At 69.0% G+C, this 17073-nt stretch carries 18 protein-coding genes; 2 read left to right on the forward strand and 16 right to left on the reverse strand.

Going from position 1 to position 17073, the window contains the following annotated elements; all coding sequences use genetic code 11:
• Positions 1-32: 32 nt before the first annotated feature.
• Positions 33-569 carry an FHA domain-containing protein gene (locus D7Y21_RS25450; RefSeq protein WP_121716245.1) on the forward strand — a complete coding sequence of 179 codons (537 nt, stop codon included), beginning with the start codon at positions 33-35 and terminating at the stop codon, positions 567-569.
• Here D7Y21_RS25450 and D7Y21_RS25455 read toward each other — a convergent pair whose 3' ends face one another.
• From D7Y21_RS25455 to D7Y21_RS25470, 4 genes are all read right to left on the reverse strand, one after another.
• Positions 570-1286 (reverse strand): double-CXXCG motif protein, encoded by a 717-nt coding sequence (locus tag D7Y21_RS25455; protein WP_120561333.1) that lies wholly within the window; start codon positions 1284-1286, stop codon positions 570-572.
• Between the two features lie 3 nt (positions 1287-1289).
• Positions 1290-1985: a TIGR02269 family lipoprotein gene (locus D7Y21_RS25460; protein WP_121716247.1), complete on the reverse strand. Its 696-nt coding sequence runs from the start codon at positions 1983-1985 to the stop codon at positions 1290-1292.
• A 129-nt stretch (positions 1986-2114) separates the two neighbouring features.
• On the reverse strand, positions 2115-2831 hold the full coding sequence (locus D7Y21_RS25465) for a double-CXXCG motif protein (RefSeq protein ID WP_121716249.1): 717 nt from the start codon (positions 2829-2831) through the stop codon (positions 2115-2117).
• A gap of 3 nt (positions 2832-2834) precedes the next feature.
• On the reverse strand, positions 2835-3536 hold the full coding sequence (locus tag D7Y21_RS25470) for a TIGR02269 family lipoprotein (protein WP_121716251.1): 702 nt from the start codon (positions 3534-3536) through the stop codon (positions 2835-2837).
• 126 nt (positions 3537-3662) lie between these two features.
• Between D7Y21_RS25470 and D7Y21_RS25475 the strand changes: the two genes are divergently transcribed.
• Complete coding sequence (locus D7Y21_RS25475) at positions 3663-4835, forward strand: metallophosphoesterase (RefSeq protein ID WP_121716252.1); 1173 nt, start codon at positions 3663-3665, stop codon at positions 4833-4835.
• A gap of 8 nt (positions 4836-4843) precedes the next feature.
• Here the strand turns inward: D7Y21_RS25475 and D7Y21_RS43515 are convergent, their stop codons facing one another.
• The 12 genes from D7Y21_RS43515 to D7Y21_RS25535 form a co-directional block, all read right to left on the reverse strand.
• Positions 4844-8044 carry a tetratricopeptide repeat protein gene (locus D7Y21_RS43515; RefSeq protein ID WP_121716254.1) on the reverse strand — a complete coding sequence of 1067 codons (3201 nt, stop codon included), beginning with the start codon at positions 8042-8044 and terminating at the stop codon, positions 4844-4846.
• 105 nt (positions 8045-8149) lie between these two features.
• A complete protein-coding gene (locus D7Y21_RS25485) occupies positions 8150-8794 on the reverse strand; it encodes a class II aldolase/adducin family protein (protein ID WP_121716256.1) in 645 nt (214 codons plus the stop codon).
• A complete protein-coding gene (gene mtnA / locus D7Y21_RS25490) occupies positions 8791-9906 on the reverse strand; it encodes an S-methyl-5-thioribose-1-phosphate isomerase (RefSeq protein WP_121716258.1) in 1116 nt (371 codons plus the stop codon). The genes D7Y21_RS25485 and mtnA overlap by 4 nt, the downstream gene beginning before the upstream one ends.
• Before the next feature lie 25 nt (positions 9907-9931).
• On the reverse strand, positions 9932-10816 hold the full coding sequence (locus D7Y21_RS25495) for an S-methyl-5'-thioadenosine phosphorylase (RefSeq protein ID WP_120561326.1): 885 nt from the start codon (positions 10814-10816) through the stop codon (positions 9932-9934).
• A gap of 43 nt (positions 10817-10859) precedes the next feature.
• Positions 10860-11561 (reverse strand): acireductone synthase, encoded by a 702-nt coding sequence (mtnC, locus tag D7Y21_RS25500; protein WP_121716260.1) that lies wholly within the window; start codon positions 11559-11561, stop codon positions 10860-10862.
• On the reverse strand, positions 11558-12103 hold the full coding sequence (locus D7Y21_RS25505) for an acireductone dioxygenase (RefSeq protein WP_121716262.1): 546 nt from the start codon (positions 12101-12103) through the stop codon (positions 11558-11560). Before D7Y21_RS25505 ends, mtnC begins: the two co-directional genes overlap by 4 nt.
• Complete coding sequence (locus tag D7Y21_RS25510; RefSeq protein WP_120561323.1) at positions 12100-12729, reverse strand: methylthioribulose 1-phosphate dehydratase; 630 nt, start codon at positions 12727-12729, stop codon at positions 12100-12102. Before D7Y21_RS25510 ends, D7Y21_RS25505 begins: the two co-directional genes overlap by 4 nt.
• 133 nt (positions 12730-12862) lie before the next feature.
• The gene (locus tag D7Y21_RS25515; protein WP_121716264.1) at positions 12863-13675 is read right to left on the reverse strand and encodes an alpha/beta hydrolase; all 813 of its coding nucleotides are present in this window, start codon (positions 13673-13675) and stop codon (positions 12863-12865) included.
• 41 nt (positions 13676-13716) lie between these two features.
• Entirely contained in the window at positions 13717-14955 is a 1239-nt protein-coding gene (locus D7Y21_RS25520; RefSeq protein WP_121716266.1) for a serine/threonine-protein kinase, read from the reverse strand.
• A gap of 98 nt (positions 14956-15053) precedes the next feature.
• Positions 15054-15710, reverse strand: coding sequence for a D-alanyl-D-alanine dipeptidase (gene ddpX / locus D7Y21_RS25525; RefSeq protein WP_199735490.1), 657 nt, complete (start codon positions 15708-15710; stop codon positions 15054-15056).
• On the reverse strand, positions 15710-16405 hold the full coding sequence (gene queC / locus D7Y21_RS25530; protein WP_120561320.1) for a 7-cyano-7-deazaguanine synthase QueC: 696 nt from the start codon (positions 16403-16405) through the stop codon (positions 15710-15712). The genes ddpX and queC overlap by 1 nt, the downstream gene beginning before the upstream one ends.
• Before the next feature lie 57 nt (positions 16406-16462).
• Positions 16463-17071, reverse strand: a complete 609-nt coding sequence (locus D7Y21_RS25535) for a hypothetical protein (protein ID WP_121716269.1) — start codon at positions 17069-17071, stop codon at positions 16463-16465.
• Positions 17072-17073: the final 2 nt, after the last annotated feature.

The following is a 17073-nucleotide window of genomic DNA, read 5'->3' on the forward strand; positions in this document are numbered from 1 at the left end:
AGAGACAGGGCTGGGGGTAACGTGGGGGCGTGATGCCCTCCGTCCAACAGCTCCGCCCGTTCGCCTACGCGCCCGTCCAGGCGTTCCTGCAAGCCTCCGGACCGGTGGTGCTCATCCAGCAGCCCCCGGAGCCGGTGTTCCAGCAGGTGGCGCTGCGCTTGGCGGAGGCGCGCACGGTGGGCATGGCGCACCGCTCACGGCTGGTGGACCGGCTGCTGGTGATGCTCCAGGCGTTCGATTCGCTGGAGGTCCACTTCCTGGGGCCGGAGCAGGACGGGCAGGAGATGCGGGTGGGGCGGATGGAGGGGTGCACGCTGATGGTGCACGACCCGTCCGTGTCGAAGCATCACGCGGTGCTGCGCTGGCACGCGACGCAGGGGACGTGCTCGGTGAAGGACCTGGCGTCCATGAACGGCACCTGGCTGAACGCCGCGGAGCTGGGCGAGGGCGAGGAGCGGATGCTCACGGACGGGGACGCGCTGGCCTTCGGGGATGCGCAGTTCCTGTACCTGCGCGCGGAGACGCTGCACTCGCACCTGCGGCTCGCGAGCCCGGGTGGAGGGATGTGATTACTCCGCGGGGAGTTCGCGGTAGTGCACGTCGCTGGGGCCGAGGCGCTGCACGGTTTCGACGAAGCGCTCGCTGACAACGTGCAGGCATGCGCCTTCGACACCGAAGACGTCGAGCCCTTCGGGCACGGTGGAGCGTAAGAGCCAGCGCTTTGGTGGCAGAGAGAAGGACTCCGGGCGGCCGCAGATGTCGCACGCTGGCGTCTTCCATTCACCGATGCAGTCGGGGTGCAGCTTCGCCAGGGGCCGGTCTTCCAGTTCGTAGAGCGCAGGCATGTTGCTCCGGCGGGACTTGAGCTCCATCCGGACAGCGATGACGCCTTTCAGGCCTTCAGCCTTGAGCAATTCGACCGCGTCCTCGCGGAGGAGCACCACCCAAGAAGGCCAGCAGGTCACAGGGCCGAACTTGCCTTGGGCGGTTCCGACCATGGGACCGAACGAGCCACCTGCATGAACGGGCAGTTCAGGAGGCACAAAGGGACGTACCAGTGCCACCAGCCGCTTGTACTCCTCAAGGGATGTAGGGCCCTTTGGATTCGCGAGCACCGGTTCATCCACGGCTGAGAGGTCCACTGAAGGAAATGCACCTATCCGTGACCAGATGCCGTAACGAGGACAGTCGACGCCAGACAGGTGCCAACGGTGGCGTGCCCGGTATTTCCCGCTCCATTGTCCCGGCTCGTCGAAGTTCGGTTTCTCGATAGAGAAGTAGCGCATGGCTCATTCCTCGACGGATACGGGCGCGAGTTCTACCTGCTGCCAGTACGTCATCGTCAGCCCAAAGAGTCCGTACTTCTGAATCATCCAGGAGGCATGCTCAAAGTACGTCGGTATCGGTACGTCACCTTGGTCCCGCTGGATGAACGCATCCCAATCCTGGTTCCAAGGCCCACCGTCCTTGCCCCGATGGATGCGCGCATGAACTTCCGCATCAATCGCGATGACGTACTTGTGGATGTCGATGCGCTTGTCATCGAAGTGCTCCTTGAACGCCTGCGGGAAGATGTGGTGCCGCTCCTTCGGCCGCCTCGCCCACTCCTGTTGCGCCTTCTCGCGACGAAGCTCGCTGGGCAGCTTTTCCCGTGGATGCCAGCGGAAGACCATGACGGGCACCGCGTCTCGCGGCAGGCCCTGCGCGCTTCCCCACGTCCGCTGCGGCCCACTGCCGGGCGCGACGAAGATGGGTGCCACCGGCAGGGCCCCACGCGTCCGCACGATGCGCTTCGGTGCCACGTCCTCGCACCGGAACAGCGCGCAGACGTCGTCCTCGCAGACGTGCGTGAGGCACTGGTCCTCGTCGCTGGCCTCGCACTCCCGTGACGACTCCGTCTCTGCCCATGCCTCTTGGGGCGAAGACACTGGCGCTGATGCACACCCTGCCAGCAAGACACCCCAAAGCCACCACCACGCGCGCATTACGCCTCCGGTTTCGCTCCTCTACTTCCTGCCCGCTGACTCCACGTTCTTCAACTGGAAGCCCAGCGGGCCGAGACACGGCACTCGCACCTGCGGCTCGCGAGCCCGGGTGGAGGGATGTGACGCGGTTCAGCCGACGGGTAGCTCCTGGTAGTGCACGTCGCTGGGGCCGAGGCGCTGCACGGTTTCGATGAAGCGCTCGCTGACGACGTGCAGGTTCGCGCCTTCGACCCCGAAGACGTCGAGCCCTTCGGGCACGGTGGAGCGCAAGAGCCAACGCTTCGGCGGTAGGTCGAATGACTCAGGCCGCCCGCAGATGTCGCAGGCGGGTGTCTTGAACTCGCCGATGCAGTCCGGGTGCAGCTTCGCCAGTGGCCGGGCTTCCAACTCGTACAGCGCGGGCATCGTGCTCCGACGAGACTTGAGCTCCATTCGGACCGCGATGACGCCTTTCAGTCCTTCGACCTTGAGCAGTTCGACCGCGTCCTCGCGGAGGACCACTTCCCACGAAGGCCAGCAAGTCACCGGACCGAACTTGCCTTGCGCGGTTCCAACCATGGGGCCGAACGTACAACCCGCGTAGAGGGGAAGTTCAGGGGGAACGAAGGGGCGCACGAGCGCAGTCAATCGTTTGTATTCAGGGAGGGACATGGGTCCCTTCCACTCAGCGAGCGCGGGCTCCGCGACCTCGGACAAATCCACCGAGGGGAAGGCATCCATCCCCGCCCAGACGCCGAACCTGGGACACTCGACCCCGGAGATGTGCCATCGGTGGCGAGCACGGTACGAACCCGTCCAGTGCCCTGCTTCATCGCCCTTCAGGCTCTCGACAGAAAAGTAGCGCATGGTTCAGTCCTCGGCTGGAAGCGGCAGGAGATCCACCTGCTGCCAGTACGTCATCGTCAGTCCAAAGAGTCCGTACTTCTGAATCATCAGGGAGGCATGCTCAAAGTATTCGGGTATCTGGGCTCCGTCGCGCCGCCGCTGGATGAACGCATCCCAATCCCGGTTCCATGGCCCCCCTCGCTCGCCCCGATGGATGCGTGCATGCACTTCCGCATCGATGGCGATGACGTATTGGTGGATGTTGATTCCTTTTTCCTCGAAGTGATCCTTGAACGCCTGCGGGAAGATGTGGTGCCGCTCCTTCGGCCGCTTCGCCCACTCCTGTTGCGCCTTCTCGCGGCGAAGCTCGCTGGGGAGCTTGTCTCGGGGATGCCAGCGGAACACCATGACGGGCACCGCGTCGCCCGGCAGGCCCTGCGCGCTTCCCCACGTCCGCTGCGGTCCGCTGCCGGGCGCGACGAAGATGGGCGCCACCGGCGTGGCCCCTCGCGTCCGCACGATGCGCCTCGGGGCCAGGTCCTCGCACCGGAACAGCGCGCAGACGTCGTCCTCGCAGACGTGCGTGAGGCACTGGTCCTCGTCGCTGGCTTCGCACTCCCGTGACGACTCGTTCGAGGGTGAAGGCCCGGGTGCGGATGCACACCCCAGCAGCAGCACCAGCCCCAGCCACCCGACGCGGACACCGGCCCCGGAGATTTTTCTCATTTTCCTGTTATTCCATGGTCAGTCCCGTGAAGCCCAGGAGGCGAGCAGCCCGGTGACAGGACACGGCGCGCGGTCAGGGGGTCCGTTATCCTGGGGGCTCCTCACGACACCGAGAGCGCGCACACCATGGGAAGGCTGTTGGTCCTGCTGTTCGTCTACCTGGGCGCGTACCTCGTGCTGCGCAGGCTGTTGCCCGCCGTCACCCGGGGCTGGCGCCATGGCGTACTGGTGGGCCTGTCTGTCTTCGCGTTCGCGGCGTGGACCGTACCCGCCGTCACTGGCTATGGCCTGCACCACACGCCTCCGGCCCTTGTGCCGGTGAAGCTGTTCGCCGTCGTGTGGAGCATCGCCGCGCTGATGGTGATGCTGATGGGCCCGCCGTTCCTCATCCTCAAGCTGCGCGCTGAACGCCGCCAACAGGCCGCATCTCCAGGCGTGGATCTGGAGCGCCGGAGCCTCCTGGTGAAGGCCGGTCAGGCCATGCCCGTCCTCGCCATGGGCGCCAGCGGCGTGGGCGTCGTGGGTGGCAGCCTGGGCTTCACCGTTCGCGAGGTGGAGGTGAAGCTGCGTGGCCTCCCCGCCGCGCTCGACGGCTTCCGCATCGGGCAGATCACCGACGTGCACGTGGGCCCCTTCATCTCCACCGAGTACCTGCGCGGCGCCGTGGAGGTGATGAACACCGCGGGCGTGGATCTCCAGGTGATGACCGGTGACCTCATCGACGACGTGAACCAGGTCGACGAGACGATGGCCGCCCTCGCCTCCACGACGGCCCGCCACGGCATGCTCGCGGTGCTTGGCAACCATGAGCACTGGCGCGGGCTCGAGGAAGTCCTGGGCGGCTACGAGCAACTGTCACAGCGTGGCGCGCCGGTCCGGCTGCTCGTGGATGAAGCCCATGTGTTGGAGCACGGTGGTCAGCGCGTGCGCGTGGTGGGCGTGGACTACCCCATGTCCGGCCCCAGCCGCACCGGGCGCGACCGCCGCTGGCAGCGCTCCGCGGAGACGGCCTTCAAGGACGGGAATCCGGACGACGTGGTGCTCTGCCTCTCCCACCACCCGGACTTCTTCCCCTACGCCGCCGAGCGCGGCGCGCGCCTCACGCTCGCGGGCCACACCCACGGCGGACAGGTGGCCTTCCTGGGGATTCCCCTGTTCGGCTTCGCCTTCAAACACATGCTGGGCCGCTACCGCTTCAAAGACAGCCACCTCTACGTCTCCGGCGGCACGGGGCACTGGCTCCCCTTCCGCATCGGCGTCCCGCCCGAGGTGACGCTGCTCACGCTGCGCAGCGCCTGAAGCGCGGGCTACTGCCGCGAGCCCCCTTCGAGCAGCCGCAGCGGCGTATCCCGCCCCATGGCGATGAAGGGCGCCCAGTAGTGCGGATGGGGCTGCGCCCTTCGCAGCTCCCGCATCGCTTCACGCAGCGCCGTGGCCAGACCTTCACCACCGAGCAGGTGGCGATAGTAGGTCTCCATCAACGTGCGCGTGGTCGCGTCGTCCACCTTCCAGAGGCTCATCACCACCGTCTCCGCGCCCGCCACCAGGAAGGCCCGGCGCAGACCGTAGACGCCCTGGCCTCGCCGGACCGCGCCGCGCCCGGTGTCACAGGCCGACAGGACCACCAGCTGCGTGCCCCACAGGTCCAGCCCCGCCAGCTCCAGCGCCGTCACCAGCGCGCTGTCGGACGTGCTCTTCTTCTCCGTCTCTCCCGCGAGCAACAGGCCGGAGCGCAGCAGCGGATCCGGCGGGCGCGCGGCCTGCGGATCCTCGCCCAACGCGCCGAAGGTCGCGACGGCTCGCGCGTTCTCCGGCGCGGCGGCGTCCTCCAGGAAGAAGCCGTGGGTCGCCAGGTGGAGGATGCCCGGCGTGCTCAGGTGCAGCAGCCGCTCCTTGGTCGCCTTCGGTCCCAGGAACAGCTGCGCCTGCGGGAACAGGCGCTGGATGGCCTCCGCCTCCTCGCGCGAGCCCGGCAGCGGCACCGGCGCCCAGTCGCGCGCCACCAGGTCCTCGCGCCGCAGCGAAGGCGAGCGCTCCGCCACCACGGACGCGCCTCCCACAGAGGCTTGCAGCGTCGTGTTGAACGCGGGATCCGCCAGCACCACCACCGAGGATGCCGGCCGCGGCTGCTGGGGCCGGGGCAACAGGTCCTTGCCGGACGTGACGTAGGTGAAGTCGTAGCTGTCCACCAGGTACTGACGCCCGTCGTGCAGCGCCGCGAAGGGCACCAGCGCCAGCTGACCATCCGGTGAGAGGAAGAGGCGGCGGGCCTTCCCCAAGAGCGGGAGCAGCGGCTGGAACGCGAGCTGGTAGAGCGCGTGCGCGGAGCCCTCGAAGGCGGCGTCCCGGCGGGCCAGCGCGTCCCGCAGGCTGGAGGCCGCGGCTTCGATGGGCGCCGCGGGCCCCAGGTCCAACGCGCGGATGTCCCCGTCGGGCAGGAGCACCAACGCCAGACAGCGGAGCTGGGCCGTGCCCGTTCCCAGCACGAGGGGACGGTCCTCGTAGGTGATGAACTCCACGAGGGCACTATCGTCCGGCAGGGAGCCAGCGACACGGTCGACGATGTCACCCGGCGCGGGCAGCGCGGCCAACGCGCGCAGCGGCGCGGAACGACTGGCGAGCGTCGCCTCCAATGCATCGCCCTGCTCGGTCAGCGCCGTGAGCTGCCGCTGATAGGCGGACGGCGTGAGCGCGCCGGGCCCGTGCAGCGAGAGACTGGCCAGCTGGGTGCGCAGCTTGCGCAGCCGCTCGAAGGTGCCGCGCTCCTCCGCGCCCAGGCTCCGGTAGACCGCTCGGGAGATGTCCGCCGTCTCCTCCACGGAGCGGCCCTTGAGCAGCAACGCGGCGCTCAATGCCAGACGCCGGACGTTGACGGAGTCCGGGTGCGTGCGCACGAGCGCGTAGAGCTGCTCCTCGTCCGCGCGCAGGTGCTGGAGGAAGCTGGCCAGCCGCGCTTCGGAGAACTCGAGCGCCTCGCGGCGCAGGCGCTGCTCGGAGACTCCGAAGGCGCGCGTGAACAAGGGCACCGCGTCGTCCAGCCGGTGCTGCGCCAGCCGCAGGAGCGCCAGGTTGTTGAGCGACGCCGCGAGGTCCGGATGGTTCCGGCCCAGCACCGCTTCACGAATCGCCAGCGCGCGCTCATAGAGCGGCTCCGCCTGGCTGTACTTCCCCTGGTCCCGGTAGAGCGTGGCCAGGTTGTTGAGCGAGCCGGCGACGTCCGGATGCCTCTTGCCGAGCACCTCCTCCCAGATGGCCAGCGACCGCGCGTAGAGCGGCTCCGCCTGGCTGTACCTCCCCTGCTTCCGGTACAGGGTGGCCAGGTTGTTGAGCGAAGCCGCCACGTGCGGATGGTGCTTGCCGAACGCCTTCTCCCAGAGCCGGAACGCCCGCGCGTAGAGCGGCTCCGCCCGGTCGTACTTCCCCTGCGCATGATAGAGCGTGGCCAGGTTGTTGAGCGCGGCCGCCAGGTCCGAAGGGCTGCCGTCCGTCGCCGCCTCACGGATGCCCAGCGCCCGCGAGTAGAGCGGCTCCGCCCGGTCGTACAGCCCCTGGTCCTGATAGAGATTGGCCAGGTTGTTGAGCGAGTCCGCGACCAGCGGATGCTCCTTGCCCAGCGCCTCCTCCCGGATGGAGAGCGCGCGCAGCCCCAGCGGCTCCGCCCGGCCGTACTGCCCCTGGTCCTGGTAGAGCGTGGCCAGCGTGTCGAGCGAGTCCGCGACCAGCGGATCCTCCTTGCCCAGCGCCGACTCGCGCAGGGCGAGCGCCCGCACGTAGAGCGGCTCCGCCCGGCCATACAGCCCCTGCTCCCGGTAGAGCAGCGCCAGGTTGTTGAGCGAGTCCGCGACGGTGAGGTGGTGCTTGCCGAGCACCGTCTCCCGCAAATCCAACGCGCGCGAGTAGAGCGGCTCCGCCCGGCTGTAGAGCCCCTGCTGCTGGTAGAGGTTGGCCAGGTTGTTGAGGGACTCGGCGTAGGCGGACTGGTTCTCGCTGAGGGTCACCTCCTGGCTGGCGAACGCGCCCATGCGGCGGCGCTTGTCCAGGCTGAACAGGTTGTTCGTCCGCCGGGACAACGCGTGCCCATGGTCGTAGAAGCCCCCGGCCTGCCGGTCCGTCTCCATGGTGGGGGAGGCGGCGAAGCCGAGCAGCGTGGCCACCGTGACGGCCTTCACCGCGTCGTCGTTCACCACCGCTTCCCGGATGGCCAGCGCGCGCTCGTGGACGACGCCCGCCCGGGCGAAGCTCCCCTGGAGGCGGTACACCTCTCCCAGCAGGTTCAGGCAGTAGGCGACGTCCGGATGCGAGCCCCCGAGCACGGCCTCCCGCAGCGCCAGGGCATGCTCACCGGGCGCCACGGCCTCCGCGTACCGGCCCGCCTCGTAGAGCGTCGCGGACTGCTCATAGGCCTGGAGTGCGTCCGCCAGCCGCGGGTCCGAGGGCTCCCGCCCCACCGGCATGAGCGAGGCACACCCCAGTGCCATCATCACCATGCACCCGAGAACCCACCGCATGCCAACTCCTCCTGGAGACCGAGGCTGACCCAGCCGCCTCCCCCCTGTCCGACTTAGAGGCAGGGACCCCAGGAATCATGCAGGAACGTGTGCGAGGAGCACTTCCTACTGGCCATACCCCCGGAATTGCTGGAACACGCGCTCCATTTCCGCGTCATCCAGCAGCACGGGCTCGCCCAGCTGGAGCGCGCGCCAATACATGGCCGCCAGCGTCTCCACCTCCACCCCCAGCTTCCAGGCCGCTGCCAGGTCCCCGCCCATGGCGACCATGCCGTGGTTGGCCAGCAGACACGCCTTGCGGCCCTCCAGGGCCACCATCATGTGCCTCGCCAGCTCCGGCGTGCCGAAGGTGGCGTACTCCGCGCACCGGATGTCCGTGCCGCCCGCCGCGGACACCATGTAGTGGAAGGCGGGGATGCCCCGGCGCAGACATGCCAGCGTGGTGCTGAACATGCTGTGCGCGTGCAGCACCGCGCCCACCTCCGGCCGCGCCTGGAGGATGTCCCGGTGCAGCTGCCACTCGGTGGAGGGCTTGCGGTGGCCCTCGTGCGAGCCGTCGAAGCGCATGAGGACCAGGTCCTCCGGCGTCATCGTCTCGTAGTTCATCCCGGACGGCGTGAGGAGGAAACCGCCCTCCACCCGCTGGCTCAGGTTGCCGGACGTGCCCTGGTTCAGCCCGGACGTGTTCATCCGCCGCGAGGTGGCCACCATCGCCTCGCGCAGTGCCTGGTGGCTCCCCACCCCGCTCACTTCGCCGGACTCCGCGGGGCGCGCCGCTCCGGGAAGAGAGACAGCATCCCCTCCTCCGTCGCCGGACACACGCCGCGCTCCGTGACGAGCGCCGTCACCAGCCGCGCGGGCGTCACGTCGAACGCGTAGTTCGCCGCGGGGCTCCCCGGAGGGGTAATCCGCACCGTGGCGATGTCCCCTGACGGCAGCCGGCCCGTCACGTCGCTGAGCTCCGCGCCGTCGCGCTGCTCGATGGGGATCTCCTTCACGCCGTCCTGGATGGTCCAGTCGATGGTGGGCGACGGCAGCGCCACGTAGAACGGCACGCCGTTGTCCTTCGCGGCCAGCGCCTTCAGGTACGTGCCAATCTTGTTCGCCACGTCCCCGCGCGCCGTCGTGCGGTCCGTGCCGACGATGCACAGGTCCACCTCCCCGTGCTGCATCAGGTGGCCGCCCACGTTGTCCGCGATGACCGTGTGCGGAACGCCGTGCTGCCCCAGCTCCCACGCCGTCAGCACCGCGCCCTGGTTGCGCGGGCGGGTTTCATCCACCCAGACGTGCAGGGGGAGGCCCGCGTCGTGCGCCAGGTACATGGGCGCCAGCGCCGTGCCCCAGTCCACCGTGGCCAGCCAGCCGGCGTTGCAGTGCGTGAGCACGTTGAGCCGCCCCTTGCGGCCCTTCTTGTCCCACGCCTCCTGGAACAGCTTCAGCGCGTGCTCGCCGATGGCGCGGTTGATGGCCACGTCCTCGTCGCACAGCGCCGCCGCGTGCCGGTACGCCGCCGCCACGCGCTCCGACGGCTTCAGCGGCGCGAGCACCTGGCGCATCCCATCCAGCGCCCAGTGCAGGTTCACCGCCGTGGGCCTCGTGGCCCGGAGCATGGTCAGCGCCTTCTCCAGCGCTCCATCGGACGCGTCCTGACGCATGGCCAGACACACGCCGTACGCCGCCGTGGCGCCGATGAGCGGCGCGCCGCGCACCAGCATGCTGCGGATGGCATGGCCCGCTTCGTCCGCCGTGGACAGCGTCACCTTCACGAACGCGTGCGGCAGGCGCGTCTGGTCAATGACGCCGACGCTCCAGCCGTCGGACTCGACCCAGATGGAGCGCATCGGAACGCCTTGGACTTTCATCGCCGTGTCTTCCTTGTTCGGCCGTTCAGCGCTTGAGGACGCGGCCCGCCACCGCGGAGAGCTTCTCCACCATGGCCGGGTCGCGAGCGTCGGGCGACGTCATGATGGCGTGCTCCAGCGCCGTCTGGCAGCCGGCGTGGCACGGGGTGGAGTGCTGGCCCACGAGCGGCGCGATGTTCTTCACCAGCCCGCGCGCCTTTCCCGCGTTGCCCAGCAGCACCGCGATCACCTGATCCACCGTCACCGCGTCGTGGTCCGGATGCCAGCAGTCGTAATCCGTGACCATCGACACGCTCGCGTAGCAGATCTCCGCCTCACGGGCGAGCTTGGCCTCCGGCATGTTGGTCATGCCAATCACATCGCAGCCCCACTGCCGGTACATCTTGCTCTCCGCCAGCGTGGAGAACTGCGGGCCCTCCATCACCAGGTACGTGCCGCCGCGCACGATCTTGATGTCCAGGCCCTCGCACGCGGCCATCACCGCGTCGCCCAGGCGCGAGCACGTCGGCTTCGCCATGGACACGTGCGCCACCAGCCCCTGCGAGAAGAAGCTCTTCACGCGCGCGAAGGTGCGGTCCACGAACTGGTCCACCACCACGAAGGTGCCCGGCGGCAAATCCTCCCGCAGGCTGCCCACCGCGGAGACAGAGAGGATGTCCGTCACGCCGCTGCGCTTGAGCGCGTCGATGTTCGCGCGGAAGTTCAGCTCGGACGGCGGGATCTTGTGCCCGCGACCGTGGCGCGGCAGGAACACCACCGGCTGGTCGCCGATGCGCCCGAAGCAGAACTCGTCCGACGTCTCACCGAACGGCGACGACACCCGGCGCCACGAGACATCCGTCAGGCCGTCAATCTGATACAGGCCGCTGCCGCCGATGATGCCCAGCACGGGCGTGTTGGAACTCGACATGGGGGAGGCTCCGCTCCGGGAAAGCTCGGGATGAAGAATCAATTCAGGGCACGTGCGCGAACGGGTCGAGCGACGTGAAGTCGTGGAACACCGGGTGCCCGTGGCCCGGCGGCAGGGCCACCTCGCCCCGGTCCAGGGCCGCGGTGCGCAGGCCCGCCTGCTTCGCCGCGTCCAGCTCCGCCGTGTTGTCGGAGAGGAACAGGATGTCGCCGGGCACAAGCTCCAGCGCCTGGGCAATCTTCGTATACGACAGCGCCTCCACCTTGGGTCCGGTGGTGGTGTCGAAGTAGCCGGAGAACACCGGCGTCAGGTCCCCCTCCATGCTGTAGCCGAAGATGAGCTTCTGCGCGGCGATGCTGCCGGAGGAATAGACATACAGGCGCAGGCCCTTGGCGTGCCATTCGCGCAGGGCCCGGGCCGCGTCCGCGTGGACGTGGCCCTTGATTTCGCCGCGCGCGTAGCCGTCCGCCCAGATGAGCCCCTGGAGCGTCTTGAGCGGCGTGGCCTTGCGGTCCTCGTCCAGCCAGCGCTGGAGCAATGCGACGGTGCCCACGTCGCCCAATGCCGGCTCACCCGCGAGCGTGCGGGTGTCGGACAGGCACTGGCGCACGGCGGCCTGTTGCCCGTGCGTGGCGACGTACTCCGCCAGGTGCTTCCGGGCGAAGGGGAAGAGCACGTCCTTCACGAAGGCGATGGAGCTGGTGGTGCCTTCGATGTCCGTGACGACAGCCTTGGGGGCACTCACGGCGCGTACTTGGGGAAGCGCTCGGCGATGGTCTCGCCGGTGAAGTGGCCCACCCAACCGTCCGGGCGGATGAAGAAGCGGATGGCGGCGAACCGGGGCGCGGCGCCCATGTCGAACCAGTGCTTCATGCCTTCCGGCACGCTGATGAGGTCACCGCGCGTGCACTCCACCTGGAAGACCTTGTCGCCCGCGTGCAGGTAGAAGCAGCCGCTGCCCTCCACCATGATGCGCGACTCGTCCTCCGTGTGGGCGTGCTCGGAGAGGAACTTGGCGCGGGCGGCCTCCACGTTGGGGGCGTCCGGCTTGATGCGCGCCACGTCCACGGTGTTGTAGCCGTGGGCCTTCATCTCCGCGTCCACCACGTGCTTGTAGGCCGCGAGGACCTCGTCCTGGCCAGCGCCATTCGGCAGGTCCACGGACGCGTCCACGCGCTCGAAGCGCACGCCCGCGGGCTTGAGCTCGCGACGGATGTCCTCGGGTTCGGTGAAGACGCCCAGCGGCGCCTCCGGCTGGTGGTCGTTGTAGACAATCAGCTTGCTCATCGCCGCACCTTCATCTTCTCGAGTTCGTACGTCAGCAGGTGTTCCAGCGCCACCACGTGGCGGCGGGCCTCGGCCATGCTCCGGCCCCAGGTGTACAGCCCGTGGCCGGCAATGAGATACGCGACCAGGTCCGTGCGTTTCGCGAGCATCGCGGTCACCTTGTCCGCGAGCCGGGGGATGTCCTGGTCATTGGGGAAGATGGGGATGGACACCGCCGCCTCGTGCGTGCGCGTGTCGCCCAGGGCCTTGAGTAGTTCGAAGTCCTGGAGCACCAGCTCGCCTTCCGGCAGCCGCAGGTTCGACAGGAGCGCGGCCACCACGGAGTGCGTGTGCAGCACGGCCTGCGCCTCCGGCCGGTCTCTGTACAGCTGCAGGTGAAGGGGCGTCTCCGCGGACGAGCCCTTGGGCGGCGGCGCGTGGATGTCCGCGACCAGGATGTCCGCCTCCACCAGCTCGCCCTTGTCCACGCCGGAGCGGGTGACGGCGGCGGTGCGGGCATCCAGCCTGCGGGAGAAGTTGCCGCTGGTGGCGGGAACGAAGTTGCGCACGCTGAGGAAGCGGCCCACTTCGACGATTTCACGGGCCGCTTCGGACAGGGTCGCGGCGGGGGCCGGGTCGATGCTCATCCATCCCTCGGGGGCGCTTGAGGACGCGACGAAACATCGCGTTGATGACACGGAGCATAATCCGGCGCTCACCGGTAGGCGCAAGGGAACGCAACGCAGGACGTCATGCGTCCTGTTACTCCTGCCGGGCTGCTCAGGTCCCGTCGAGCGCGAACGTGGCCAGCCGCGCGAACTCCTGCTGACCGTCCCGCTCCAGCACGTCGTTGTGGCCCGCGCCCGGCACGGTCACCACGCGCGCGTGCGGGAAGCGCTGGCCCAGCGTGCGGCCCATGTCCACGGGGACCACTTCGTCCTGCTCACCATGGATGATGAGGACGGGGATGGGGATGTCAGGGGCCTTGTCGAACGACAGGTAGCGGTCGCGCATCAGCAGCGACGCGGGCAGGAAGGGCACGGTGCGCTGGCCCATGGCGACCATGGACGTGTACGGGGACACCAGCACCATGCGCGCACCGTATCCGCGCCGAGCCATCTCCACGGCGACGCCGGTGCCCAGGCTGCGTCCGCTGAGCACGACGTCCTCCGGCTTCACGCCCTGCTCGCGAAGGAACTGGAGCGCGGCCTCCGCGGACGCGTACAGGCCCACCTCCGACGGGCTGCCCGGCGACGCGCCGTAGCCCGGGTATTCCACCGCGAGGAAGCCCAGCCCCGCGTCCCCGAGCGCCTGCCCCAAGCCCTGCTGCCACAGGAGCTGCTCGCCGTTGCCGTGGAAGTGCACCACGGTAGGGGCTCCCGGCGGCGCGGGCAGATAGAAGCGGTCCACGTTGAGGCCGGTGGCCAGCGGCACCACGCCGAAGCCGGGCTGGTCGCGCAGCTTCGAGGGCTCCGTGTGGGGCGCGGGGTAGATGAGGGAGCGCTGCGCGGCGAAGAGGACCGCGCACAGCGCGAGGTACAGCATGCCGATGATGAGGACGAAGGCCATGAGGAGGCGGCGGAGGCGTTGCACGCTGGCACTCCATCACACCGCGCGCTCCCAGGGCGACAGGCTCAGTGCAGCATCGCGCCGAAGAGCGACATGCCCAGGTTCACCGCCGACGCGATGACCAGGCCCGCGCCCACCAGGCCCGCCGCCATGAGGGCCATGGGGTTGCGGTCCGCGGCGCGCAGGCCCTTGTGCAGGGTCTTCTTCAGCATCGTGCGCTGGCAGTGCACGTGGATGCGGCCCTCCAGCGCGGCCTGCAGCTGCGCCACCATGTCGTCCACGGACTCGAAGCGCTCCTTGGGGTCCTTGCTCATCCCCTTCTTCACGAACCACATCAGCTCCGCGGGCACCGGGCCCTGCGCGCTGTGCTTGTGCATGGACCCCATGCTCAGCTCGCGCGTCTGCACCGCCGTCATGATGTCCGGCACCGACTGGAGGCCCTCCAGGTAGTGCGACAACGACAGGAGCTCGTGGAAGAGGACGGACAGGCTGTAGACGTCGCTGCGCGCGTCCATCGTGTCGTGCTCGCCGCGCGCCTGCTCCGGGGACATGTAGAGCGGCGTGCCCACCACGGAGCCCAGCTCCGTCTGGAGCGGCCGCGCGGAGTGCAGGTCCGTCGGCGTGCCTTCCGGGAGGCTCGGAGTGGAGGACTTGCCCACGCGGCGCGCGAGGCCCCAGTCCAGCACCGTCACCTCGCCGAAGGGGCCCACCATGATGTTCGCGGGCTTGATGTCGCGGTGGATGAAGCCCTTGCCGTGCGCGTACGACACCGCGTGCAGCACGCCCAGGAAGATCTGCACCCGCACCTGGAACGGATAGCGCACCAGCGCGTCCAGCTCCGAGTGGCGCAGCCGGGAGATGATGGACTCCAGCGTCTCTCCCTTCAGGTGCTTCATCAGGAAGTAGTACCGGCCCTGCTCATCCACGCCCACGTCGTGCACGGGCGCGATGTTCGGGTGGTCCAGCATGCCCACCGTGCGGATCTCCTCCACGAAGCGCAGCACGCGGTCCAGGTCCGCGCCCGGAGGCAGCCGCTTGAGCGCGACCTCCCGCTCGATGTCGTGGTCGCGGATGAGCACCACCTCGCCCATGCCGCCCTGCCCCAGCGGGCGCACTTCTTCAAAGCGCTCGCGCTGAAGCGGAATCACGCTGGGCTGCTGGCCCTTCCACTCCACGCGCGGCAACACCGTGTTGCGCCGCTGGATCGTGGACCCACCGGGCGCCAACGTGGGCGCCAGCGCGGCGGCTCCCGAGTTCGGAGAAATGAGCGTGTTTTCCAGGCCGGCCGCGAGCGATTGACTCATGGGACGCCAGGAATAGCAGGCACTCCCCGCGCGCGCCCACTAACGCGCAGTCCATGACGCAACCACGCGAAACCACTGGGCCAGCAGGCGGCCAGGCATCACCCCGCCGGGGTGAAGGGCACGTCCAGCACCGGCAATTTCGTAGCGCCGGGCAGGTCGTAATGCCACCACTCCATCCGGTTGCGCTGGAACCCGGCGCCCTCCATGGCCTTGCGCAGCACCTCGCGGTGCTTGCGGGAAGCCGGGGTGCCGCCGGTGTAGCCGTGGTGCGCCGCGGGGGTGAAGTCGTCGAAGGCGGTGGGCATCTCCACCTCCGCCCCGTCCTTCGTCACCAGGGTCAGGTCCACCGCCCCGCCCCGGTTGTGGTTGGAGCCCTTGCGCGGATTCGCCACGTAGCCGGGCTTCGGGAGGATCTTCCACATCTCGTACTGCACCGCGCGCGGCCGGTAGCAGTCGTACACCTTCAGCCGGTAGCCCTGGGGGCGCAGCACGTCCGCGGCCTGCGTCAGGCGCTTCACCGAGTCCGGCAACAACAGACACCGCGCGCCGTCCGGGTACACCTGCCGCTTGAGGAAGTTGTCCTTCGTCGCGTAGCGCAGGTCCAGCACCAGGTCCGGGATGACGGTGGTTGCGTCCACCAGCTCCGCCTTCGGCGCGGTGGGCTTCGGCTTCGCGGCCGGCTTCGCATCCTGCGCGAGGACGGGAGTGCTCCCGAGCAGCACCAGGGACAGCGTGAGGCCGGCCGCGGCGCGCATCAGCGCACCCCGTCCGTGTACACGGTGGGGTCCGGCACTCCCGCCTCCTGGAAGCCCTTGGCGCGCAGGAGGCAGCTGTCGCAGCGGCCACACGCGCGGCCCTGGGCGTCCGGGTCGTAGCAGGAGTGCGTCATCCCGTAGTCCACGCCCAGCTTCACGCCGGCCTGGATGATCTGCGCCTTGGTGAGGCCGGAGAGCGGCGCGTGCACCTTGAAGGTCGCGCCCTCCACACCCGCCTTGGTGGCCAGCTGGGCCATGGTCTCGAACGAGCGGATGAACTCCGGGCGGCAGTCCGGGTAGCCGCTGTAGTCCACCGCGTTGACGCCGATGTAGAGGTCCGTGGCGCCCACCACCTCCGCCAGGCCCAGCGCCATGGAGAGGAACAGCGCGTTGCGCGCGGGCACGTAGGTGACGGGCACGTCGTGGGACATGTCGTCCTCCGAGCGGTCCTTGGGCACCGGGATGTCGTCCGTGAGGGCGGAGCCGCCCACCTGCCGCAGGTCCACCGTCACCACGCGCACGTCACGCACGCCCATGGTGGCCGCGACCTTCTTCGCCCGCTCCAGCTCCACCGAGTGGCGCTGTCCGTAGGCGATAGAGAGGCACACCGGCTCGAAGCCGTCCGCCTTCGCCATCGCCAGGCACGTCGTTGAGTCCAGGCCTCCGGACAGGAGCACCACCGCACGCTTCGCCATTCCATCCTCCACTTCGGGGCGGCGCACGTTACACGACGGGGACAGGCCCCGGGTGTTTCAGTCGATGCGGTCGCCGCTCACCGTGTACACGGTGGTGCAGGTGACCGGGTTGCATTTGCAGCTCGCTCCCTTGCCCGGCAGGAAGATGTCCGTGAGCGAGCCACACGCGAGCGACACGTCGTAGCCGTTCTCCGTGGGCGCGGGGATGTCGCCCTCCGGCACGCCGCCGTCCAGGCGCTTGCAGTCGCGGGCCACGTTGCGCGCCTGGCTGTCGCTCAGGAGCATGACGTTCATGGACTCCTCGATTTCGGAGTCCTCGCAGCCGGTGCCGCACGAGTCGCGGCGCGCGATGGCGCGGTGGGTGGAGGACACGCTCTGGCCGGTGTAGCCCGCGTCGCGTGAGAAGCCCTGCACGGTGAAGAAGCCCGTGCCCGCGTCGGTGTCGCGGGAGAAGGTGCCCTCGAAGTAGAAGCTGCCCGCGTCGTCCAGTTGCGCGAAGTCGCGCGCGCCCGCGTCACACGTGGTGCGCGCCGCGTCCAGCTTCGCCTGGAAGCGGAACGTGCCCATCACCTGGTCGCCCGGGTAGACGGGGTCGGAGAAACAGCCCACCGCCACGGCCAGGGCCGCCGCGGGGAAGAGCGCCACTGCCAGTCGCTTCAGGTGCATGA

The sequence above is a fragment of the Corallococcus sp. AB045 genome, assembly GCF_003668895.1.
Classification (GTDB): domain Bacteria; phylum Myxococcota; class Myxococcia; order Myxococcales; family Myxococcaceae; genus Corallococcus; species Corallococcus coralloides.